Source organism: Microbacterium sp. JZ70, from assembly GCF_053903225.1.
Genome location: NZ_CP096405.1, coordinates 432,193 through 454,049 on the forward strand (window position 1 = coordinate 432,193; position 21,857 = coordinate 454,049).

Here is a 21,857-nt window from a genome sequence, read left to right on the forward strand (position 1 = left end):
CCCTTGCGCACGCGGCTGCGCGCCGAGGTGCGGCGTTGTTTGGTGGGCTGTCGTCTGGTGTGCTGTCGCTTGGTGCGCCTGTCGCTTGGTGTGCTGGGTGGATGTCGGTGGTGTGTGCTAGCGCGCGTCGGAGAAACATCCCGATCAGGAGAAGAAAAGTGTTGCGTTCGTCGTATCGCTGTTCTATGCTGAATGTATGGCGAAGGAGCCAGGATTCGAACCTCTCTTCCCGGGCGCGGCGGTCCGGGAAGCGCTGACGCGGCTGGAAGGCCTGGCCGAGGGCGTGCGTGGGGTGACGGACGCGGACCTGATCGCGTTCGCGGGGGAGGTCGACCACCTCGGGCGCACGCTCGATGCGCTGCGCACCCGGGTCGCGGGAGAGATCGATGCCCGCTCCCGCCGCGGTGACGACGACCCGCTCGCGGCCCGGTACGGGTGCCGCACCGGGCTCGAGCTGCTCGAACGGCTCACCGGGGCGTCGAACCGGGAGCTGCGCGGGCGGGTGCGGCTGGATGAGGCCACCCGCACCCGCACCACCCTGACCGGGCAGGACCTCGATCCCCGGTGCGTGCACGTGGCCGCCGGGCTCGCGTCCGGACTGCTCGGCGCGGAAGCGGCCGCGGGGATCGTGAAGGCCGTCGACACCGCCCGCCGCGGCGGCGGGCACCCCGACCGGGTCGAGCTCATGGAACGCCACCTCGTCGCCCTCGCCACCGGCACCATCACCCCCGACACCGACCCCGACACGGACACCGACACCGACACGGACACCGGCCCCGACACGGACACGGGTATGGAGGCGGGCGTCGGCGACGCGGACGCGATGGCGGGGCGGGATCCGCTGGAGGAGCTCGCGCCGGTCCCGCCGCTGTCGGTGGTGAACGTGCACGCGCAGGCGTGGATCGACGTGCTCACCGCCGACGGCACCGAACCCGACCCCGACCGGCCCGAACGCGACCGCACCCTCACCCTCACACCCCTGCCCAGCGGAGCCTTCCGGGTCAACGGCACCCTCGTCCCCGAAGCCGGCGCCCTCCTGCAGAACCTCCTCTCCGCCCACACCAACCCCGCCCGCAACGTCACCTTCACCGAAACCCGCGGCGGCGACGCGGGCGGCGGGCCGGACAGCGGGGACGGAGACGTTGACGCGGGAGGGAAGGCCGCGGACGATGCCGGACCCGACGACGGCATCGGCGCGGGCGCGGATGGCGCGGAGTTGGGTCCGGTCATGCCGGACACCCGCTCACCAGGGCAGAAGCGGCACGACGCGTTCTTCGCGATGATCCAGGCCGCCTCACGCGCCGCAGAGACCCCCGCCCTCGGCGGCGCCGCCCCCACCGTCATGATCCACATCACCGCCGACGACCTCACCACCACAGACACCGACACCGGCCGGCGCGGCATCGCGCACCTCGACGGGGTCGACGCGCCCGTCCCCGCCACCGTGGCCCGCCGGATCGGATGCACCGGCGACATCCTCCGCGCCGTCTTCACCCCCGAAGGGCGCATCCTCGAGCTGCGCAGCATCCAACGCTGCTTCACCCCCACCCAACGCAAAGCCATCGTCGCCCGCGACGGAGACTGCATCATCCCCGGCTGCACCATCCCCGCCGCCTGGTGCGAGATCCACCACGTCCAAGACCGCACCCAAGGCGGACCCACCGAAACCGACAACGGCGTCCTGCTCTGCTGGTGGCACCACCACCACCTCGACACCTCCGGCTGGACCATCCACATGCACCACGGCGTGCCCTACATCGTCCCGCCCCGATGGATCGACCGCGACTGCACACCCCGCCCCGCACAAGGATCCGCCACCCGCATACGCACCCGCATCCGCCGCACCCTCACCCGCATCCGCACCTGACCCACCACGGTGCACCGCGAGCCGCTCCCCCGCTTCGCGCCTCGAACCGCCCGCTTCGCACCTCAAGCCGCCGCTTCGCACCTCAAGCCGCCGCCCGCTCCGCACCTCGAACGGCCGCGGCCTGTCGCGCTCGAGCGTGCGCGGTGAACGATCCGGCTTCCTTCTCTCGCTGGCCGGGCAGGCCACGGTTTAGGGTGGAGGGTCGCCGGCCGCCCGCAGGGCCGGGCGAGTCCACCACGAGGAGAACACACATCGTGCATCAGATCACCGACCGCGCGGCCCGGCTGCGCACGGCAGGCCGGCGGGCGGGGACGGCTCTCATCGCGTCCGCGATCGCCGTCGTCTCCCTCCTGGGCGGCGCGTCCGCCGCAACGGCCGCCGAAGAGGGCGAGACCTACGTCATCGGCACCGACACCACGTATGCGCCATTCGAGTTCACGAACAGCGACGGCGACCTCGTCGGCATCGACATGGACCTCCTGCGCGCCATCGCCGAGGATCAGGGTTTCGAGGTCGAGATCCGACAGCTCGGCTTCGACGCGGCCGTGCAGGCTCTTCAGGCCAACCAGGTCGACGCCGTCATGGCGGGCATGTCGATCACCCCTGAGCGCCAGGAGACCTTCGACTTCAGCGACCCCTACTTCACCGGCGGCATCCAGCTCGGCGTCCTCGAGGGCAGCCCGATCGAGTCGTACGAGGATCTCGAGGGCGAGACCGTCGCCGTGAAGACCGGCACGCAGGGCCAGACCTTCGCTGAGGAGATCAAGGACCAGTACGGCTTCCGCGTGAGCCCCTACCAGGACACGACCGACATGGTCGATGCCGTCAAGGCCGGCCAGGCCGTCGGGTACTTCGAGGACTACCCGGTGCTCGCGTACGGCATCCAGCAGGGATCGGGCTTCGAGCTGGTCGGCGAGCCCGAGCTCGGCGGCGAGTACGGCATGGCCGTCAACAAGGGCGAGAACGGCGAGCTCATCGAGATGTTCAACGCCGGTCTCGCGAACCTCCAGGAGTCGGGCGAGTACGACGAGATCCTCGACACCTACATCGGCACGGGCAGTGACGCGGCGGCACCCGCGGATATCTTCTCCGTCGCCGCGAAGTACTGGCCCGCCCTCATGGAGGGCCTCTGGCTGACCATCCTGTCGACGATCATCGCGATCATCGCCGCCTTCGTGCTCGGCATCGTGTTCGGCTTCGGCCGCATCTCGAAGATCGCGCCGTACCGCTGGATCGCCACGGCCTACGTGTACGTCTTCCGTGGCACGCCGATCCTCGTGCAGGCGTTCTTCGTCTTCTTCGCCGTGCCGCAGCTCTTCCCCGGGCTGCAGTTCAACCCGTTCGTCGCGGGCGCGATCACCCTCTCGCTCAACACCGGCGCGTACATGACCGAGGTCATCCGCGGCGGCATCCAGGCCGTCGACCCCGGTCAGGCGGAGGCGTCGCGGTCGCTGGGCCTCGGCCACGCGAAGACGATGCAGAAGGTCGTCCTCCCGCAGGCGTTCCGCATCATGATCCCCTCCTTCGTCAACCAGGGCATCATCACGCTCAAGGACACGTCGCTCCTCAGCGTCATCGGCCTCGCCGAGCTGACCTTCCAGTCGCGCCAGATCATCGCGAGCACCTACCTGTCGGCGCAGGTCCTGACCATCGTCGCCGTCATCTACTTCGTCGTCATCACCCTGCTCACGGTTCTCGCGAACCGCCTCGAGAGGAAGTTCAACGCATGAGCAAGATCGTCGTGAAGGACCTCCACAAGTCGTTCGGCGACAACAAGGTCCTCAAGGGCATCGACCTGGCGGTCGCTGAAGGCGAGGTCGTCGCCGTCATCGGGCCCTCCGGGTCGGGTAAGTCGACGCTGCTGCGCTGCCTCAACAAGCTCGAGGAGCCCACGGCCGGCCACGTCATCATCGACGGCGTCGACCTCATGGACAAGAGCGTCAAGCTCGACGACGTGCGTCAGCGCATCGGCATGGTGTTCCAGCACTTCAACCTGTTCCCGCACATGACGGTGCTCGAGAACATCACGCTCGCTCCCGTCGAGCTGGGACGCATGACCAAGGCTCAGGCGAAGGAGCGCGCGCTCGCGCTGCTCGAGCGGGTCGGGCTGGCCGAGAAGGCGAACGCTCGTCCCGCGTCGCTGTCGGGTGGGCAGAAGCAGCGCGTCGCCATCGCCCGCGCGCTCGCGATGGACCCCGAGGTCATGCTCTTCGACGAGGCGACGAGCGCCCTGGACCCCGAGATGGTCGGCGAGGTGCTGCAGGTCATCCGCGACCTCGCCGCGGGCGGCATGACGATGGTGCTCGTCACGCATGAGATGGGCTTCGCGCGCGAGGTCTCGCACCGCACGGTCTTCATGGACGGGGGCGTCGTGGTCGAGGCCGCACCGCCCGCCGAGCTGTTCGGCAACCCGAGGAACGAGCGGCTCAAGGACTTCCTCTCGAAGGTGCTCTGACCGCATTCGACGGCCCCGACGGGGGCGGATGGCCGGTACGCTCGCGTTCGTGAGCGCAACCGACACCCGGACATCCGCCCTCGTCGAGCTCGGAGACGGCCTGCGCGTCTCACCGCAGGGATACGGCGGCATGTCCCTCACCGACGTGTACGGCCCGATCTCCGATGACGACGCCCTCCGCACGCTCACGCACGCGGTCGATGCCGGCGTGACGTTCATCGACACCGCGAACGTCTATGGCGAGGGCCGCAGCGAGCGCATCATCTCGCGGCTCCTCGCCACGCGCCGCGACGAGGTGCAGCTCGCGACGAAGTGCGGCATCGTGCCCGGCGGCCGCATCGGCGAGAGGTCTGTGCGCGGCGACCGCGCCCACATCCGCGAGCAGATCGACCTGAGTCTCAGCCGCCTCGGCACCGACCACGTCGACCTCTACTACCAGCACCGCGTCGACCCGAACGTGCCCATCGAGGAGACCGTCGGCGCGTTCGCTGAGCTCGTGCAGGAGGGCAAGGTCCTGCACATCGGCCTCTCGGAGCCCACCGGAGACGAGCTGCGCCGGGCCGCTGCGGTCCATCCGATCGCCGCCGTGCAGAGCGAGTGGAGCATCGTCAGCCGCGACGTCGAAGCGCACGTCGTCTCGGCAGCGCGCGAGCTCGGCGTGGGCTTCGTGCCATACTCCCCGCTCAGCAGGCAGTGGCTCACCGGCGCGTTCGACGCCGCGGCGATGGTCGAGGGCGACGGGCGGCCGAAGTTCCCGCGCTTCGCGCCCGAGGCACTCTCAGCCAACGCGCCGATCCTCGCCGAGGTGCGCGACCTCGCGGCCGACGCCGGCGTGACACCCGCACAGCTCGCGCTCGCCTGGCTCGCCGCGAAGGGCGAGCAGCTGGGGCTCCCGGTCGTGCCCATTCCCGGCACCCGCTTCGCCGACCGCGTGGACGAGAACCTCGGCGCCGTCGGGGTGCGCCTCGACCCCGACGTCGTCGCGCGACTCGACGGCATCGCAGACCGGGTCACGGCGCACCGCTCGTTCGACCCGCTGTGGGTCTCGGATGGCCGCGAGCAGCCGGGCGCTCCGCAGAACCCGCGGCCGACCACCTGACCGTCAGGCCCGTTCGTCGACGAGCGGCTCCAGCGCGAGCGCCGCGACGACCGCGATGAGCGGAAGGGCGACGAGCGCCTGCAGGATCGCTTCCATGATGCCTCCTCCCCGGATGCACCCTGCATCCAGGCATCCAGAGAACAGGCGGCGCCCCAGCGGCGCCCCTGTGCGGGCTCAGAACGGCCTGCGCGGAGCCTGATGAGGTCGCAGGGAACGCTCGGAATCCCCTGACGATGCCGCCTATGCTGACGGGCATGACCGCCGATGCGCTCCTCGACCCGCTCTTCCTCGACGTCGCGGATCCGGCCATCCGAGACCTCCGCACCCTGCGCGAGGATCTCGCGGTCGCGCCGACGCCCCTGCAGCCGCTCGACCGGCTGCGCGACAAGCTGGGCGGCGGTCCGCGGCTCTGGGTCAAGCGCGACGACCTGACGGGTCTCGCACTGGGCGGCAACAAGACGCGCAAGCTCGAGTACCTCCTCGCCGATGCACGGCAGCACCGCGCCGACGTGCTCGTCACGGTCGGCGCCGGCCAGTCGAACCACGCCCGCCAGACGGCGGCCGCCGCGGCCAAAGCGGGGCTCGAGTGCGTCCTCGTGCTGCGGGTGCCCGGCGACGCGACGCCCGAGTACCGCGGCTCGGGCAACGTGCTCCTCGACCGGGCGCTCGGGGCGCAGGTCGTGCTCGTCGAGGAGACGGCGGATGACGCGCACCCCGAGATCGCGGCAGCCGACGCGGTCGTCGCGCAGCTCCGGCAGGACGGCCTCAGGCCGTACCTCATCCCGACAGGAGGCTCGACGCCGGTCGGCGCCCTCGGTTACCTCGAGTCGTACGCGGAGCTCGCCGACAGCGGCCGCACCTTCGACGAGATCGTCTTCGCGAACGGAAGCGGCGGCACGCACGCGGGCCTCCTCGCGGCCCGTGAGCTGCTTCCCGGCGCCGGTCGCCCGCGGATCCACGGCGTCGCCGTCTCGCCCGAGGTCGACGCCCTGACCGACACCGTCGAGTGGATCTCGCGCGAGGTGCTCGGGTTCTTCGGGCGCGAGCCCGCGGAGTCGCCCTGGCTCGACGCGGCGCACATCGGCCCGGGCTACGGGGTCCTGACCGAGGGCGGCACCGAGGCCATCCAGCTCTTCGCGCGCACCGAGGGCATCCTCCTCGACCCGGTCTACACGGGGAAGGCGGCGGCCGCGCTCATCGCCGGGGTCCGCTCCGGCGCGTACTCCGACGACGAGGACGTGCTGTTCCTGCACACGGGCGGCGCTCCTGCGCTGTTCGCGCACGCTCCCGCGCTCACGGAGGCGTTCTCGAGCTGAGCCGCGCGGTGCTCCCGCCCTGCCCCGCCCGGCGGATAGTCTCGGCGGCATGACCGCAGATTCGCGCGCCTGGACCACGGCATGGCAGATCGCGCGCATCGCGACCGCGATCGCCCTGGTCTCGGCGACCGCTGCGCAGTTCTCGCGGACGGTCGGCAACGCGCTGACGAAGACGGAGCCGCACGCGTCTCACCTGCCGACCGTGATCTCGAACTTCTTCAGCTACTTCACGATCGAGTCGAACCTCTCGAGCGCCATCCTGCTCGTGGTCGCCGCGATCTGGACGTGGACCCGCGGTCGCGACGGCCGCCGCGAGCCCGCCGGACTGTCACTTCTGCTCGCCTGCGTCTCGACGTACATGATCGTGACGGGCGTCGTCTACAACATCCTCCTTCGCGGCATCGAGGACCCGACGACCTCGGTCGCGTGGGCGAACGAGGTGCTCCACGTCGTCGGCCCGCTCTTCCTGCTCGCCGACGTGCTCGTCGCCCCGCGACGCGGGGCCCTGCCCTGGCGCGCGCTGGCCGTCGTGATCGCCTTCCCCGTCGTCTGGGCCGTGTACACGCTGGTCCGCGCGAACGCGATCACGGGGCCGGCGACCGGCAACCCCTGGTGGTACCCGTATCCGTTCCTCGATCCGCACCTCCAGGGCGGATACGGCGGGGTCGCGCTGTACATCGTCGGCATCGCCGCGGCCATGGGCGTCATCGGCGCGGCCGTCATCGGCGTGGGGCGCTGGCGCGCAGCGCGCACGGCGACCGAGCGGATGGCCGCCGGCCGGCTCCCCGAGGAGCGCACGCCGATCGCGTAGCGCCGGATGGCGGCCGAATCGGGCGGGGAGCCGCGCGGCTCTAGGATGGAGAGCATGTCGAAGGTCCTGGAATCCCTCCCCGTCGGCGAGCGCGTCGGCATCGCCTTCTCCGGGGGTCTCGACACCTCCGTCGCGGTCGCGTGGATGCGCGACAAGGGCGCCATCCCGTTCACCTACACCGGCGACCTCGGGCAGCCCGATGAGGACGACATCGAGTCGATCCCCGGCCGCGCCCTGACCTACGGCGCGGAGGCCTCGCGCCTCATCGACTGCAAGCCGCTGCTCGTCGAGGAGGGTCTGTCGGCCCTCGCGTGCGGCGCGTTCCACATCCGCTCGGCGGGTCGGACCTACTTCAACACGACGCCCATCGGGCGCGCGGTCACGGGCACGCTGCTCGTGCGCGCGATGAAGGAGGACGGCGTCGACATCTGGGGCGACGGCTCGACCTACAAGGGCAACGACATCGAGCGCTTCTACCGCTACGGCCTGCTCGCCAACCCGCGCCTGCGCATCTACAAGCCGTGGCTCGACGCGCAGTTCGTCTCCGAGCTCGGCGGGCGCAAGGAGATGAGCGAATGGCTCGTCGCGCACGACTACCCCTACCGCGACTCCGCGGAGAAGGCGTACTCGACCGACGCGAACATCTGGGGCGCCACCCACGAGGCGAAGACCCTCGAGGAGCTCGATGTCTCGCTCGAGACCGTCGAGCCCATCATGGGCGTCCGCTTCTGGGACCCGGCCGTCGAGATCGAGACCGAGGACGTCACGGTCACGTTCGACGCCGGCCGCCCCGTCGCCCTCAACGGCGTCGAGTTCTCCGACCCGGTCGCGCTCGTCTTCGAGGCCAACCGCATCGGCGGCCGCCACGGCCTCGGCATGAGCGACCAGATCGAGAACCGCATCATCGAGGCGAAGTCGCGCGGCATCTACGAGGCGCCGGGCATGGCGCTCCTCTTCATCGCCTACGAGCGCCTCGTGAACGGCATCCTCAACGAGGACACTCTCGCGACGTACCACGAGCAGGGTCGCCGCCTCGGCCGTCTCATGTACGAGGGCCGCTGGCTCGAGCCGCAGTCGCTCATGCTGCGCGAGTCCATCCAGAAGTGGGTCGGATCGACGATCACCGGCACCGTCACCCTGCGCCTGCGCCGCGGCGAGGACTACACGATCCTCGCGACCGAGGGCCCCGGTCTGTCGTACGCACCCGAGAAGCTCTCCATGGAGCGCGTCGGCGACGCCGCGTTCGGCCCGACCGACCGCATCGGCCAGCTCACCATGCGCAACCTCGACATCGCCGACTCGCGCTCGCGCCTCGAGGGCTACGTCTCGCGTGGCCTCATCGGCGGCACGACCGGCGAGCTCATCGGCGCCCTCGAGAAGGGCGAGGCCGAGGAGATCACGGCCGGCACGGAGGGCGACGAGGCGCTCGACGCCGCGGGCGAGTCCGCCGCGTTCGACACCGGCACGGACTGAGCCAGGCGAGCGCAGCGAGCTGCCCGGTCATTGAGCGAGCGCAGCGAGTCGAAATGCACGAAGCGGCCCCTCCGATCGGAGGGGCCGCTTCGACGTACCGGATCAGCGCCGGATGCTCGCGTTGATCCGGTCGTGCGCGATGACCCAGATGATGAGCCCCACGAGCGGGAACGCCAGGATCACGATGATCCACAGCAGCTTGAGCACACCGCCGATGGCGGGGTCGGCGATGGTCTTCACGATGGCGTAGATGATCGCGCCCAGCCAGATGAGGCCGGCCACACCGATCCCGATCACGCCGATGATGCCGAGGATGTCCATGGCCTCACCCTAGGTCGGGTCGCGTCGCGATGCGTTCACGAGACGGCCTTCCGGATGTCGGCGCCCCGTGCCATCCTCATCTCGGATCCGGGCAGCGGGCCCGGCGGAGAGAGGACATCCCATGGCCTTCAAGATCTCGCCCTACATCAGCTTCGTCGACAACGCCGCGGAGGCGCTGGAGTTCTACCAGAGCGTGCTCGGCGGCACGCTCAACATCTCGAAGATGAGCGAGTACCCCAGCCCGGAGCTCGATGAGGCCGATGCCGACAAGGTGATGCACGGCCAGCTCGAGCTCGAGAACGGCTTCACGCTCATGGCCTCGGACACCCCGACCGGCATGCCCCGCGACGAGGGCGCGAACCTGTCGGTCACGATCTTCGACGGCGACGCCGAGGAGCTCCGCGGCATCTTCGAGAAGCTGGCCGACGGCGGCAGCGTGGTCGTTCCCTTCGAGCAGGCGCCGTGGGGTGACTGGTTCGGCATGCTGTCCGACCGCTTCGGCGTGCAGTGGATGGTCAACAGCGGAGCCTGACGACCTCCGAGGCGGGCCTCCGGCGCTTCGGCGGCCCGCCTCAGCGCCGCAGGATGCGCCGCGCGAGACCGTTGCCGATCGCCTGCACGAGCTGCGTCACGATGATGATGATCACGAGCGCGCCGACGGTCACGACCGGGTCGAACTGACGATAGCCGTAGGCGATGGCGTAGTTGCCCAGGCCCGTGCCGCCGATCATGCCCGCGACGGCCGACATGTCGATGATCGCGATCGTGGCGAAGGTGTAGCCCAGCACGAGCGGGCCGAGTCCTTCGGGCAGGATCACGGTGAGGATGATGCGCCACGGACCGGCGCCGGTCGAGCGGGCCGCCTCGATCACCCCGGTGTCGACCGTGACGAGGTTCTGCTCCACGATCCGCGCGATGCCGAACGTCGCGGCGATCGAGATCGCGAAGATCACCGCGGCGTTGCCGATCCCGATTCCGATCACATAGCGCGCGAGCGGCTGCAGCGCCGCGAGGAAGATGATGAACGGGATCGGGCGGAACGTGTTGACGAGCAGGTTCAGCACCCAGTAGACGACGGGCTGCTGGAGCACGCCGCCGCGACGCGTGACGAAGAGCGCTGTGCCCACGACGAGGCCCGCGATCCCGCCGATGACGAGCGAGGCCGCGACGAGCCACAGCATGATGCCGGTCTGCTCGACGAGCTCCGGGAAGATATCGCCGATCTGCTCCAGGATGTCGTTCACGCGGCCACCTCCGTCACCGTGACGCCGTCGCCGATCTCGGCGAGAGCGCCGCGCACGGCCTGCTCGTCGCCGCGCACGGCGATCGTCAGGAGGCCGTACACGCGTCCCTGGATGTCGTCCACGCCGCCGTGCACGAGGTTGAAGTCGACCCCCGCTCGCGCGAGGGCGCCGAACACGCGGGCCTCCGACGCGCCCTCGTCCGTGAACGAGATCGTGAAGAAGCGGCCCTCGTGCTGCGTCCGGAGCGCCGCGAGGGCGTCCCCGTCGGGAAGCGCGCGGACGACCGTGCGCACGAAGCGCTTGGCCGTCTCCGTCTGCGGACGCGTGAAGACGTCGTACGTCGGGCCCGATTCGACCACCCGACCGCGCTCCATGACCGCGACCTTGTTCGCGATCCGCGCGATGACATCCATCTCGTGCGTGATGACGACGATCGTGATGCCGAGCTCGCGGTTCACTCGCGCGAGCAGGTCGAGCACCTCGTCGGTCGTCTCCGGGTCGAGGGCGCTCGTCGCCTCATCGGCGAGCAGGATGCCCGGGTTCGCGGCGAGCGCGCGGGCGATCCCGACGCGCTGCTGCTGGCCCCCTGAGAGCTGCTCGGGGTACGCATTCGCCTTGTCCGCGAGCCCGACGAAATCGAGAAGCTCCGCGACCCGCTTCGCGCGCTCGGCCCGGGGCATCCGCGCCACCTCGAGCGGATACGCGACGTTGCCGCTGATCGTGCGCGAGCGCAGCAGGTTGAAGCGCTGGAAGATCATGCCGATGCCCTGCCGCAGCTCACGCAGCCGCCGCTCGGGGATGGCCGTGATGTCGGTGCCGTCGACGTCGATCGAGCCGGCCGTCACCGGCTCGAGGCCGTTGATGAGCCGGACGAGGGTCGACTTGCCGGCCCCCGAGTAGCCGATGATGCCGAACACGTCGCCCCGCTCGATCTCGAGCGAGACGCCGTCGACGGCGACCACCGGTCCGTCGCCGCGCCGCTGCGGCGGATAGCTCTTCGTGACATCGGAGATCGTGATGTGCGGCATGGCTCCTCGGCTCTCGGAAAGCGCGATACGCGGGCGGCCTCGGGCCACCCGCGTATCGTAACGCGGCGGGGTCGGTCAGCCGGCGCTCTGCGCCTGCTCCTGGACCTCCTCGAGCGACGCCTGGAGCTCCTCCTTGGGCGTCTGAACGAACTCGGCCGTGCCGCTCGCGCTCTCCTGAGCGCCGTCGAGCACGTCCTGGTTGGTCTGGTAGATCTCGACGAGCTTGTTCAGCACCTCGTCATCGACGTCCTCGGCGCGCGTCGCGAAGATGTTGACGTACGGGAGCGCCGACGGGTCCGACGGGTCGTCCGACGCGATCGCGTCCTCGCCGGTGAGACCGGCGTTCTCCAGGAAGTCGTTGTTGATGATCGCGGCCGCGACGTCGGGCAGCGACGTGCCGATGAGCGATGCGTCCAGGCCCTCGACCTTCACGCGCGACTCGTCCTCGATGACGTCCTCGAGCGTCGAGAAGGGGCTGCCGCCATCCTTCAGCTCGATGAGGCCCGCCGACTGGAGGACGAGCAGGCCGCGGGCCTGGTTCGTCGTGTCGTTGGGCACGATGACCGTCTCGCCCTCGGGGATGTCCTCGACGCTGTCGTACTTGTCGGAGTAGAGGCCGAGCGGGTAGATGGCCGTCGAGCCGATGGGCTGCAGGTCGTCTCCGGCCGAGACGTTGTAGTCGGCGAGGTAGAGGATGTGCTGGAACTGGTTGATGTCCAGCTCGCCCTCGCTGAGCGCAGGGTTGGGCTGCGTGTACTCGGTGAAGTCGACGATGTCGACGTAGATGCCCTCCTCCTCGGCCGCGGCCTCGAAGACGGCCCAGTAGGGCTCGCTCGCGCCGACGACGCCGAGCTGAACCGGGTCGGCCTCGGTTCCGCGGGTCTCCGCGGCGGGCTCTTCGGCGGCGTCGCCGCCACCGGAGGCGCAGCCGGCAACGGCCAGGAGGCCGACGACGGCGAGGGGTGCCAGAGTGCGAATGCGGAATGCCATGTGAAGCTCCTCGGGTGCAGGGATTCCACGGTAGGCAGACGCGCCGCCGACCCGCCAACCAGGCGACACAGAGTGCAACAGGATGGCCGTCCGCGCGGGTCAGCGGAACGGCGCTGCCACGGCGTTGCGGTGGTACTCGAAGATGATGCTCGTGCGCGTGGTCGCGACCGACGGCTGCGCGGAGAGATGGTCGACGACGAACTGCCGGACGTCCGATGCGCGCTCGACCGCGATGTGGACGAGGAAGTCGTCGGCGCCGCCGATGAAGAACAGCTGCACGACCTGCGGCAGGCGCCGCACCTCGTCGGCGAACGCGACGATGCTGTCGTGCCGCGACCCGGGGCGCAGCGTGACGCCGACCATCGCCTGCAGGCCGCGGCCGAGGCGCTCCTGGTCGACGCTGGCGTGGAAGCCGGTGATGACGCCGCGCTCGACGAGCGAGCGCATGCGGGCGTGAGCGGTCGAGGGCGCGATGTCGAGAGCCGCCGCGAGGTCGGCGTTCGTGATCCGCCCCTCGCGCTCGAGGATGGCGAGGATGCGGGCATCGAGGTCGTCGAGCCGCTCGGTTCGAACATCCTTCGATCGCGGGTCGCGTCCGGGGCCATCCATGAACGAAAGCGTAGTGACATCCGCTCTCTTTCCGAAGGATCTTCGGGACCGGATGACCTCGGGCGATGATCCTGCGAGCATCGAAGGAGAGCGGCTCACGAGGCCGCGCGCGCCGTCGACGGAGACCAGGAGCCCCACCATGCGCATCGGAATCCCCACCGAGATCAAGAACAACGAGAACCGCGTGGCCCTCACGCCGGCGGGCGCCGACGCCCTCGTCCATCGCGGTCACGAGGTGCTCGTGCAGGCGGGCGCGGGGGCCGGATCGCACTTCTCCGATGACGACTACCGCTCCGCGGGCGCCCGCATCGTCTCGGACGCGGAGACGGTGTGGGGCGACGCCGAGCTGCTCGTCAAGGTCAAGGAGCCGATCGCCTCGGAGTACGGCTACCTGCGCGACGACCTGACCCTTTTCGCCTACCTCCACCTCGCCGCCGACCAGCCGCTGACCGACGCGCTCATGGCGGCCGGCACGACGGCCGTCGCGTATGAGACGGTGCAGCTCGCCGACCGGTCGCTCCCGCTCCTCACGCCCATGAGCGAGGTCGCCGGACGCCTCTCGATCGCCGTCGGCGCCTATCACCTCACCCGGCCGCAGGGTGGCCGGGGGATGCTGCTCGGCGGCATCGCCGGCGCCCCGCGGGCCGAGGTCGTCGTCATCGGCGGCGGTGTCGCGGGCGAGCATGCCGCGGCGAGTGCGCTCGGCCTCGGCGCGCAGGTCACCGTCATCGACGTGAGCCTGCCGCGCCTGCGCGAGCTCGAGCACCGCTACGGCGGAGCCCTGCAGACGCGGCATTCGACGCGGTACGCGATCGGGGAGGCGCTCGAGCGCGCCGACCTCGTGATCGGATCGGTGCTCATCCCCGGGGCAGCGGCCCCCAAGCTCGTCACCGACGAGATGGTCGCCGCGATGAAGCCCGGATCGCTGCTCGTCGACATCGCGATCGACCAGGGCGGATGCTTCGAGGGCTCGCACGCGACGACGCACGACGACCCGACGTTCCCCGTGCACGACAGCCTCTTCTACTGCGTCGCGAACATGCCCGGCGCCGTGCCCGAGACGTCGACGCGTGCCCTGACGAACGCGACGCTGCCCTACATCGCCGCCATCGCCGACCGCGGCTGGCACGCGGCCGCGCAGGCCGACCCCGCTCTCGCGAAGGGGCTCAACGTGTTCGGCGGCTCCGTGACGAACGCGGGCGTCGCCTCGGCCTTCGGCTACGCACTCGCCAGCTGACCCCCGGCCGTCTTCCCGAGGCCGGTTCCATCGAGACTAGCCCCGGGCGTCGAGACCGGCGCACGGAGCACTAGCCTCGACGACGAGCGCTAGTCTCGCGGATGGGGCGGGCTCGCGAGCTCGTCGCTCGAACCGGCGTCGGCGGCGAGCTCGTCGACGAAGAGGCTCTCCTCGTCGATCGTCCTGTTCCGGTACGCCTGGCGGCCGACCATGTGCGCCGAGAGCGGCGCGGTCGCCATCTGGATGACGACGATCGGCACGAGCATCGCCACGGCCGCCCACGACCGCAGCGACAGCGCGGCCGCGATCGCGATGAGGAGGAGGCCCAGCACCTGGGGCTTCGTCGCGGCGTGAAGGCGCGACGGCACGTCGCGGAAGCGCAGGAGGCCGATCGCGGCCGTGAGGCACAGCAGCGCCCCCACCAGGACGAGAACGAGGGCCGTGGTGTCGAGGATCTCGTCGCCGCTCATCGGTCCTGCTCCTTCCGCGCGACGAAGCGGGCCACCGCGATCGAGCCGAAGACGCCGATCGCGGCGATGATGAGCATGATCGGCAGCGTGCGCGTGTGCTGGTTGATGACCGCTTCCGCGCCGAGAACGCACAGCACCATGCTCAGCAGCACGTCGCTCGCGACCGCGCGATCCAGGATCGACGGGCCCACGACCATCCGCACGATCGTGAGCGCGGCAGCGATCGCGAAGACCGCGAGGATGGCGATGACGAGCGGGTTCATCGGGCGCCTCCCTGCGCGATGCGGTCCTCGACGGCAGGTGCGCCGTCCCGGATGAGCGCGACATCCTCGCGCGAGCCGACCGCGCGCACGGCGCGCGCCTCCCAGCGGAGGGCGGACGCACGCTGGCTCTCGACATCCGCCGCCGAGCGGACGCCGATCACGTGCAGGTATAGCACGCGGTTCTCGCGATCGGCCTCGACGACGAGCGATCCCGGGATGAGCGACGTCGCGACCGCGGTGTGGGTCATCACGAGGTCGTCGTCGATGCGCAGCGGGACGCGGATGATCGCGGCGCCGGGCTGCCCGGGCGTCAGGGTCTGCCACGCCACGGTGAGCGCACCGCGGACGAGCGATGCGAGGAAGACGACGACGAAGACCACGCCGAACCAGATGTTGACGCGTCCCGAGAGCTCGGCCGTCGGCAGGCGGAACACGGTCGTCACGAACAGCGCGATGACGAGTCCCGTGACCGCGGCGAGCACCGTGAACTGGCCCCAGAGCAGCATCCAGAGCACGACGAGCCAGACGAAGAACGGAAGCTGCCGCCAGACCCGGCTGAGCAGGGTGCGGGGAGCTGCCGGGCTCATGCTCCGCCCTCCACGTCCTCGAGCTGGACGAGCGAGATCGGCTCGAGCAGCGACTGGCCGATCCGCTCGCAGACATCGTAGAGCGGGCCCGCGAAGACGGTCAGGCCCACCGTGACCGCGACCATCCCGACCGTCGCGGTCGTCATGATCCGCGGGATGACCCGGCGCTCGGTCTGCACACCCGCCGCGGGGGCGTCGGAGAGGTGCGAGATGCGGGCCTCGGTCTCGGTCGAGTCCTCCTCCTCGCGCCAGAACGCGAGGTTCCACGCGCGCATGAGGGCGTACAGCGTGAGCAGCGACGTGATGATGCCGCCCGCGATGACGACGTACATGAGCGGGGTGCCGACACGAGCGGCCGCCTCGAAGAGGGCGAACTTGCCGATGAAGCCCGAGAACGGCGGCAGGCCGCCGAGGTTGAGCGCGGGGATGAAGTACAGCGCCGCGAGCAGCGGCGCCGCCGCGAAGAGGCCCTTGACCTTGAGGATCGACGTCGACCCCGCGCGGCGCTCGATGAGGCCGACCGCGAGGAAGAGGGTCGTCTGCACCACGATGTGGTGGACCATGTAGTAGATCGTCGCCCCGACGGCCTCCTCGGTCGCGATCGCGAGCCCGAAGATCATGTAGCCGACGTGGCTCACGAGCGTGAACGAGAGGATGCGCTTGAGCTCAGCCTGCGCCACGGCGCCGAGGATGCCGACGAGCATCGTCGCGAGGGCGACGACGAGCAGCAGCGCGTTGATGTCGGAGTCGTGGAAGAGCTGGGTCTCGGTGCGGATGAGCGCGTACACGCCCACCTTGGTGAGGAGGCCCGCGAAGACGGCCGTGACCGGCGCGGGCGCGGTCGGGTACGAGTCGGGCAGCCAGAACGACAGCGGGAAGACGGCCGCCTTGATCGCGAACGCGAGCACGAGCAGCACGTGGATGACGAGCTGCACGTCGGCGGGGAGCTCGACCATCCGCTCGGCGATCTGCGCCATGTTCACGGTGCCGAGCGCGCCGTAGATCACGGCGATCGACGACAGGAAGAGGATCGACGACACGAGCGAGACGACGATGTAGACGACGCCCGAGCGGATCCGCGCCTTCGTGCCGCCGAGCGTGATGAGCACGTACGACGCGACGAGCAGGATCTCGAACCCCACGTAGAGGTTGAAGAGGTCTCCCGCGATGAAGGCGTTGAAGATGCCCGCCGCGAGGATGAGATACGACGGGTGGAAGATCGAGACGGGGGTCTCGTCGTCGCCGTCCGCCGCGCCCTGGCCGACCGAGAAGAGGAGGACGGCGAGGAGCACGACGCTCGACACGGCGACGAGAAGGGCCGCGAGCCGGTCGACGTACAGGACGATGCCGAACGGCAGCGGCCATCCGGCGACCGACACCGCGAGCGGCGTGCCGAGGTCGACCGCGATGAGGAGCACGACCGCGAGCACGAACGTCACGCTCAGCGTGAGGATCGACAGCGTCACCTGGAGGCGGCGCCGGCGGCCGAAGATGAGGGTCAGGGCCGCCCCGAGGAGCGGGATGGCGACGAGGAGCGGCACGAGGTTGCTCACGGGCTCTCCTCCCCTCGGTCGTCCTGATCGGCGCGGCGTCTGTATTCCGAATCCGGTATGTCGACGGGGGCGTCATCCTGCAGGCCCGGGGCATCCGCCGCGTGCAGGAGCGTGATGGGCGACGCGGCGACCCCGACGAAGTCGGTGACCGACTCGTCGCCGGTCTCCGCATCCTCCTCCTCGACCTCGAGCACGTCCTCCGTCTGGATCGCGCGCTCGCGCAGCGACAGGTCCTCCTCGTCGTCCTCGACCGTGTCGGCCCGGCCGAGCTGCCACGACCGGTAGATGAGCGCGAGGAGGAATGCGCTCACGGCGAAGGTGATGACGATCGCCGTGAGCATGAGGGCCTGCGGGAGGGGATCGCTCTGCGGCCCGTCGTCGCCGTAGAACGGCGAGACCCCGGGGTACCCCATGACGGTCAGCAGCAGGAGGTTCGTCGCGTTGCCGAGGAGCAGGAAGCCGATGAGCACGCGCGTGAGGCTCCGCTCGAGCATCGCGTAGACACCCGCTGCGTACAGGCCGGCCATGATCGCGATGAGCGTGAACGAGGTGGTCATCGGGTCACCGCCGTCTGCTCCTGGGCATCCTTCTCGGTGCGCAGCTGGCGGTCCACCTCGGCGCCGAGACTCCTCAGGACGTCGAGCACGAGCCCGATGACGACGAGGTAGACGCCGATGTCGAAGATCGTCGACGTGACGAACTCGACGTGGCCGACGAGCGGCAGATCGGCCTCCCAGACCCCGCGCGTGAGCGGGTCGAGCCCGAACAGCAGCGGCACGACCGCGGTCCCCACCGCGAGCACCATCCCGATGCCCAGCAGCTGGCCGGCGTCGCCCGGCGCCGCGACACCGAGCTCGTATCGCCCGCCGGCGATGTACCGCATGACGAGCGCCATGCCGGCGACGAGCCCGCCCGCGAATCCGCCGCCGGGCAGGTTGTGGCCGGCGAAGAGCAGATAGAGCGACACGACGATGATCGTGTGGAAGAGGATGCGCACGATCACCTCGAGCAGGATCGAGCGCGCCTCGCGGCTCATCCGCTGTCCGCCGACGAGCCACGCGCGCGGCCGGTCGCGGTTGGCGCTCGTCTCGGTGCGGATCCCATCCGTCGTCTCCACGAGCGGGCGTGTGCGGCCCGCCTTGCGCGCGGCCCGCGGGAGCTTCCGGGTCGTCGAGCGCAGCGTGTCGGAGCGGTGCGTGACGAACACGAGCGACGCGACGCCGGTCGCCGCGAGGACGAGCACCGAGAGCTCGCCCATCGTGTCCCACCCGCGCAGGTCGACGAGGGCGACGTTCACGATGTTCCGGCCGTGGCCGATCTCGTAGGCCATCTCGCCCCACGCCGTCGAGATCGGCTCGTGGATGCGCGCACTCGAGGCGAGGACGGCCACGACCGCCATCGTGATGCCGACCGCGATCGCGAGGACGGCGCGCGCCACGGGGGCCACCGAGTCGTTGTGGCTTCCGAGCCGAGACGGCAGTCGGCGCAGCACGAGCGCGAAGGCGATGAGGGTGATCGCCTCGACGAGCACCTGCGTGAGCGCGAGGTCGGGGGCTCCCTCGACCGCGAAGAGCACGACCATCCCGAGCCCCGTGACCGAGACGAGCACGACGCCCGTGTAGCGCTTCCGCGCGCGCACCGCGAGGATGCCCGCGGCGATCATGAGCGGTGCGGCGGCGAGCTGCACGGGGTGCTGCCACGCGTCGAGCGCGACGCGCCACTCGTGGCCGGCGAGGAGCACGGTCCCCTCCGCGGCGACGAACACGACGAAGATCGTCCCGACGTACAGGGGCAGCGACCCGCGCTGCGTGAGCGAGGTCACCGCGACCGACAGGCGGTCGACCGTGCGGGTCGTCGCGTAGTAGACGTCGGCCGCCTGGATGCGCAGGACGCGGCCCGATGCATCCCAGCCGGTGCGGCGCGCGACCCAGAAGACGCCGGCGCCCGCGACGATCGTCAGCAGCGACAGCAGGAGCGCGGGCTCGAGACCGTGCCAGAGCGCGAGGTGGTAGTGCCCGTCGCCCAGGGCGGTGTCGGCGTAGCCCGACAGGACGTCGTCGAGGAGCGGCGCGACGAGCCCGCCCGCGAGCGCGAGGGACGCGAGGATGAGCGGGGACGTGAGGAACCCGAGCGGCGGATCGGGCCAGTGCGTCTGCTCCCGCTGCGCGCCGCTCGCGTCGCGCTTCGTCCAGAACGCGCCCCAGACGAAGCGGATGCCGTACGCGAGCGTGAGCGCCGATCCGAGGACGACGCCGACGAGGGCGATGAGGCCCCAGACGTCGCCCGCAAGCGCCTCGTCGAGGAGCGCCGTGAAGGCGGCCTCCTTCGCCACGAACCCGAGGGTCGGCGGCAGGCCGGCCATCGTCGCGACGGCGACCATCGAGAGGGCGGCCATCGTCGGCGCCTGACGGCCGACACCGCTCAGCTCGTCAATGTCGCGCGTCGAGAGCTGACGGTCGATCACGCCGACGACGAGGAAGAGGGCCGACTTGAACAGCGCGTGCGAGAGGAGGAGCGCGACGCCCGCGAGCGCGGTGTCTCGCGCGCCGAAGCCGATCACCGTCGAGATGAACCCGAGCTGGCTCACGGTGCCGAACGCGAGGATGCGCTTGAGGTCGGTCTCGCGCAGCGCCTGGACGCCAGCGAGGATCATCGTCACGACGCCGAGCGTGACGACCACGGGGCGCCACGGATCGCTCTCGGCGAAGGCGGGGGCGAACCGGGCGAGCAGGTAGATGCCCGCCTTCACCATGGCGGCGGCGTGGAGGTAGGCGCTGACCGGAGTCGGCGCGGCCATCGCACCGGGAAGCCAGAAATGCAGGGGGAACAGCGCCGACTTGCTGACGGCGCCCACGAGCAGGAGCACGAGCGCCACATCGACGAGCGGGCCGGTCGGCGCGAGCTCGAGGATGCCCGACAGGCTCGTGGTGCCCGCGACCACGACGAGGATCACGACGCCGACGAACATGACGAGGCCGCCGAGCGTCGTCACGAGGAGTGCCTGCAGGGCAGCACGGCGGCTCGCGGCACGTGTGTGATAGTGCCCGATGAGGAGGTACGAGAGGATGCTCGTCATCTCCCAGAACATGACGAGCATGACGGCGTCGTCGGTCAGCACGAGCCCGTACATCGCCCCCGCGAAGGCGAGGAGCACCGCCGAGAAGCGGCCCAGACCCGACGTCTTGCCGCGGAAGTACACGCGGCAGTAGAGCATGACGAGCGCGCCCACGCCGGTCACGACCAGGGTCATGACCCAGCTCAGCGTGTCCATCCGCATCGAGAGCGCGACGTCGAGCGGCCCGATCCAGGTGTATGACTCGAACGGAATGGGGCCGTCGATCACACGGGGCGAGACGACCACCGCATGCACGAGCGCCGCGAGGGGGAAGAGGGCCGCGACCCAGAAGACCCGCGCTCCGAGCCACTTCGCCAGAACCGGAAGCAGAAGCGCTCCGCCCGCGAACATCGCCAGGAGCACGAGCATAGGCATCTCCTCTGGCTCGTCGCGCGCGGCGGGTCAGGTGCGGGGTTTCCCTCCATTCTAGGTGCCGATCCGCGTGATCCTGCCGAAAACCTGGGAAATGCCCTCTGCGGCATGCATCTTGAGGCGCTCCAGAGCCCCTCTCGACGGTTAGGCTCGTGCGGTGCGTCTCGTCATCGCCCGCTGCTCCGTCGACTACACCGGTCGACTCAATGCGCATCTGCCGCTCGCCACGCGCGTGCTCATGCACAAGGGCGATGGGAGCCTGCTCGTGCACTCGGACGGCGGCTCGTACAAGCCGCTCAACTGGATGAGCCCGCCCTGCCGTCTCGACGTCGTCGAGCCGGATGAGGAGCTCGCCTCGGCCGGGGTCGTGCAGGTGTGGAAGGTCACGCACAAGAAGACCGGCGACGCCCTGACGGTGCGCATCCACGAGGTGCTGAGCGACACGCAGCACGACCTCGGCGTCGACCCCGGCCTCATCAAGGACGGCGTCGAGGCCGACCTGCAGCGCCTGCTCGCCGAGCAGGTCGATCTCATCGCGACCGGCGCGACCCTCGTGCGCCGGGAGTACCCGACCGCGATCGGGCCCGTGGACCTCCTCGTGCGCGACTCGGCCGGCGTCGCGATCGCGGTCGAGGTGAAGCGCCGCGGCGACATCGACGGCGTCGAGCAGCTCACGCGGTACCTCGAGCTTCTCGGCCGCGACCCCCATCTCGCACCCGTGCAGGGGGTGTTCGCTGCCCAGGAGATCAAGCCGCAGGCCCGCGTGCTCGCCGAGGACCGCGGCATCCGCTGCCTGACCCTCGACTACGAGGAGATGAAAGGCATCGAGTCGGGCGTCCCCCGACTGTTCTGAAGCCGCTCCCCCGCCCAGGTCGCACTTCGCGGCCCCAAACCGGCCAATACAGACGCCAACTGCGACCTGAACAACCCCCTCTCCCGCCCAGGTCGCACTTCCCGGCCCCAAACCGGCCAACACCGACGCCGACTGCGACCTGAACAACCCCCTCCCCGCCCAGGTCGCACTTTCCGGCCCCAAACCGGCCAATA

21 protein-coding genes are annotated in these 21,857 nt (G+C 70.3%); 10 read left to right on the plus strand and 11 right to left on the minus strand.

The window, feature by feature from the left end:
- Positions 1-196: 196 nt before the first annotated feature.
- The 7 genes from M1D46_RS01930 (at position 197) to argG (ending at position 9,021) form a co-directional block, all read left to right on the plus strand.
- Complete coding sequence (locus tag M1D46_RS01930; RefSeq protein ID WP_456286443.1) at positions 197-1,867, plus strand: DUF222 domain-containing protein; 1,671 nt, start codon at positions 197-199, stop codon at positions 1,865-1,867.
- 254 nt (positions 1,868-2,121) lie between these two features.
- Positions 2,122-3,597: an amino acid ABC transporter substrate-binding protein/permease gene (locus M1D46_RS01935; RefSeq protein ID WP_324013421.1), complete on the plus strand. Its 1,476-nt coding sequence runs from the start codon at positions 2,122-2,124 to the stop codon at positions 3,595-3,597.
- Entirely contained in the window at positions 3,594-4,322 is a 729-nt protein-coding gene (locus M1D46_RS01940; RefSeq protein ID WP_324013420.1) for an amino acid ABC transporter ATP-binding protein, read from the plus strand. The genes M1D46_RS01935 and M1D46_RS01940 overlap by 4 nt, the downstream gene beginning before the upstream one ends.
- Positions 4,323-4,371: 49 nt before the next feature.
- Positions 4,372-5,421 (plus strand): aldo/keto reductase, encoded by a 1,050-nt coding sequence (locus tag M1D46_RS01945; RefSeq protein ID WP_456286444.1) that lies wholly within the window; start codon positions 4,372-4,374, stop codon positions 5,419-5,421.
- Positions 5,422-5,675: 254 nt separating this feature from the next.
- Positions 5,676-6,737, plus strand: a complete 1,062-nt coding sequence (locus M1D46_RS01950; RefSeq protein WP_456286445.1) for a D-cysteine desulfhydrase family protein — start codon at positions 5,676-5,678, stop codon at positions 6,735-6,737.
- 49 nt (positions 6,738-6,786) lie between these two features.
- The gene (locus tag M1D46_RS01955) at positions 6,787-7,548 is read left to right on the plus strand and encodes a Pr6Pr family membrane protein (RefSeq protein ID WP_456286446.1); all 762 of its coding nucleotides are present in this window, start codon (positions 6,787-6,789) and stop codon (positions 7,546-7,548) included.
- A gap of 54 nt (positions 7,549-7,602) precedes the next feature.
- The gene (argG, locus tag M1D46_RS01960; RefSeq protein ID WP_456286447.1) at positions 7,603-9,021 is read left to right on the plus strand and encodes an argininosuccinate synthase; all 1,419 of its coding nucleotides are present in this window, start codon (positions 7,603-7,605) and stop codon (positions 9,019-9,021) included.
- Positions 9,022-9,123: 102 nt separating this feature from the next.
- On the opposite strand, the gene M1D46_RS01965 is transcribed toward argG, so the two are convergent.
- Positions 9,124-9,342: a PLDc N-terminal domain-containing protein gene (locus tag M1D46_RS01965; protein WP_456286448.1), complete on the minus strand. Its 219-nt coding sequence runs from the start codon at positions 9,340-9,342 to the stop codon at positions 9,124-9,126.
- A gap of 121 nt (positions 9,343-9,463) precedes the next feature.
- Here M1D46_RS01965 and M1D46_RS01970 point away from each other — a divergent pair, with 121 nt between their 5' ends.
- Positions 9,464-9,874, plus strand: a complete 411-nt coding sequence (locus tag M1D46_RS01970; RefSeq protein ID WP_271172449.1) for a VOC family protein — start codon at positions 9,464-9,466, stop codon at positions 9,872-9,874.
- A gap of 40 nt (positions 9,875-9,914) precedes the next feature.
- Here M1D46_RS01970 and M1D46_RS01975 read toward each other — a convergent pair whose 3' ends face one another.
- The 4 genes from M1D46_RS01975 to M1D46_RS01990 all read right to left on the minus strand — a co-directional run bounded on the left by M1D46_RS01975 (position 9,915) and on the right by M1D46_RS01990 (position 13,213).
- Positions 9,915-10,523: a methionine ABC transporter permease gene (locus tag M1D46_RS01975; protein ID WP_456287141.1), complete on the minus strand. Its 609-nt coding sequence runs from the start codon at positions 10,521-10,523 to the stop codon at positions 9,915-9,917.
- A gap of 59 nt (positions 10,524-10,582) precedes the next feature.
- On the minus strand, positions 10,583-11,614 hold the full coding sequence (locus M1D46_RS01980; RefSeq protein ID WP_456286449.1) for a methionine ABC transporter ATP-binding protein: 1,032 nt from the start codon (positions 11,612-11,614) through the stop codon (positions 10,583-10,585).
- 75 nt (positions 11,615-11,689) lie between these two features.
- Positions 11,690-12,604, minus strand: a complete 915-nt coding sequence (locus M1D46_RS01985) for a MetQ/NlpA family ABC transporter substrate-binding protein (RefSeq protein WP_456286450.1) — start codon at positions 12,602-12,604, stop codon at positions 11,690-11,692.
- A 99-nt stretch (positions 12,605-12,703) separates the two neighbouring features.
- Positions 12,704-13,213, minus strand: a complete 510-nt coding sequence (locus M1D46_RS01990) for an Lrp/AsnC family transcriptional regulator (protein ID WP_271172452.1) — start codon at positions 13,211-13,213, stop codon at positions 12,704-12,706.
- Between the two features lie 139 nt (positions 13,214-13,352).
- Between M1D46_RS01990 and ald the strand changes: the two genes are divergently transcribed.
- Positions 13,353-14,450, plus strand: coding sequence for an alanine dehydrogenase (gene ald / locus M1D46_RS01995; protein ID WP_456286451.1), 1,098 nt, complete (start codon positions 13,353-13,355; stop codon positions 14,448-14,450).
- Positions 14,451-14,539: 89 nt separating this feature from the next.
- Here ald and mnhG read toward each other — a convergent pair whose 3' ends face one another.
- The 6 genes from mnhG to M1D46_RS02025 are packed head-to-tail and all read right to left on the minus strand — an operon-like array spanning position 14,540 to position 20,807.
- Positions 14,540-14,920 carry a monovalent cation/H(+) antiporter subunit G gene (gene mnhG / locus M1D46_RS02000; RefSeq protein ID WP_271172458.1) on the minus strand — a complete coding sequence of 127 codons (381 nt, stop codon included), beginning with the start codon at positions 14,918-14,920 and terminating at the stop codon, positions 14,540-14,542.
- Positions 14,917-15,183 (minus strand): monovalent cation/H+ antiporter complex subunit F, encoded by a 267-nt coding sequence (locus M1D46_RS02005; protein WP_271172459.1) that lies wholly within the window; start codon positions 15,181-15,183, stop codon positions 14,917-14,919. The genes mnhG and M1D46_RS02005 overlap by 4 nt, the downstream gene beginning before the upstream one ends.
- A complete protein-coding gene (locus tag M1D46_RS02010; RefSeq protein WP_282978282.1) occupies positions 15,180-15,770 on the minus strand; it encodes a Na+/H+ antiporter subunit E in 591 nt (196 codons plus the stop codon). The genes M1D46_RS02005 and M1D46_RS02010 overlap by 4 nt, the downstream gene beginning before the upstream one ends.
- The gene (locus tag M1D46_RS02015) at positions 15,767-17,323 is read right to left on the minus strand and encodes a Na+/H+ antiporter subunit D (protein ID WP_282978283.1); all 1,557 of its coding nucleotides are present in this window, start codon (positions 17,321-17,323) and stop codon (positions 15,767-15,769) included. Before M1D46_RS02015 ends, M1D46_RS02010 begins: the two co-directional genes overlap by 4 nt.
- Positions 17,320-17,880, minus strand: a complete 561-nt coding sequence (locus M1D46_RS02020) for a Na(+)/H(+) antiporter subunit C (RefSeq protein ID WP_271172462.1) — start codon at positions 17,878-17,880, stop codon at positions 17,320-17,322. The genes M1D46_RS02015 and M1D46_RS02020 overlap by 4 nt, the downstream gene beginning before the upstream one ends.
- The gene (locus M1D46_RS02025; RefSeq protein ID WP_456286452.1) at positions 17,877-20,807 is read right to left on the minus strand and encodes a Na+/H+ antiporter subunit A; all 2,931 of its coding nucleotides are present in this window, start codon (positions 20,805-20,807) and stop codon (positions 17,877-17,879) included. Before M1D46_RS02025 ends, M1D46_RS02020 begins: the two co-directional genes overlap by 4 nt.
- Before the next feature lie 160 nt (positions 20,808-20,967).
- On the opposite strand from M1D46_RS02025, the gene nucS reads away from it, so the two are divergent.
- Positions 20,968-21,663, plus strand: coding sequence for an endonuclease NucS (gene nucS / locus M1D46_RS02030; protein WP_282978287.1), 696 nt, complete (start codon positions 20,968-20,970; stop codon positions 21,661-21,663).
- Positions 21,664-21,857 lie beyond the last annotated feature (194 nt).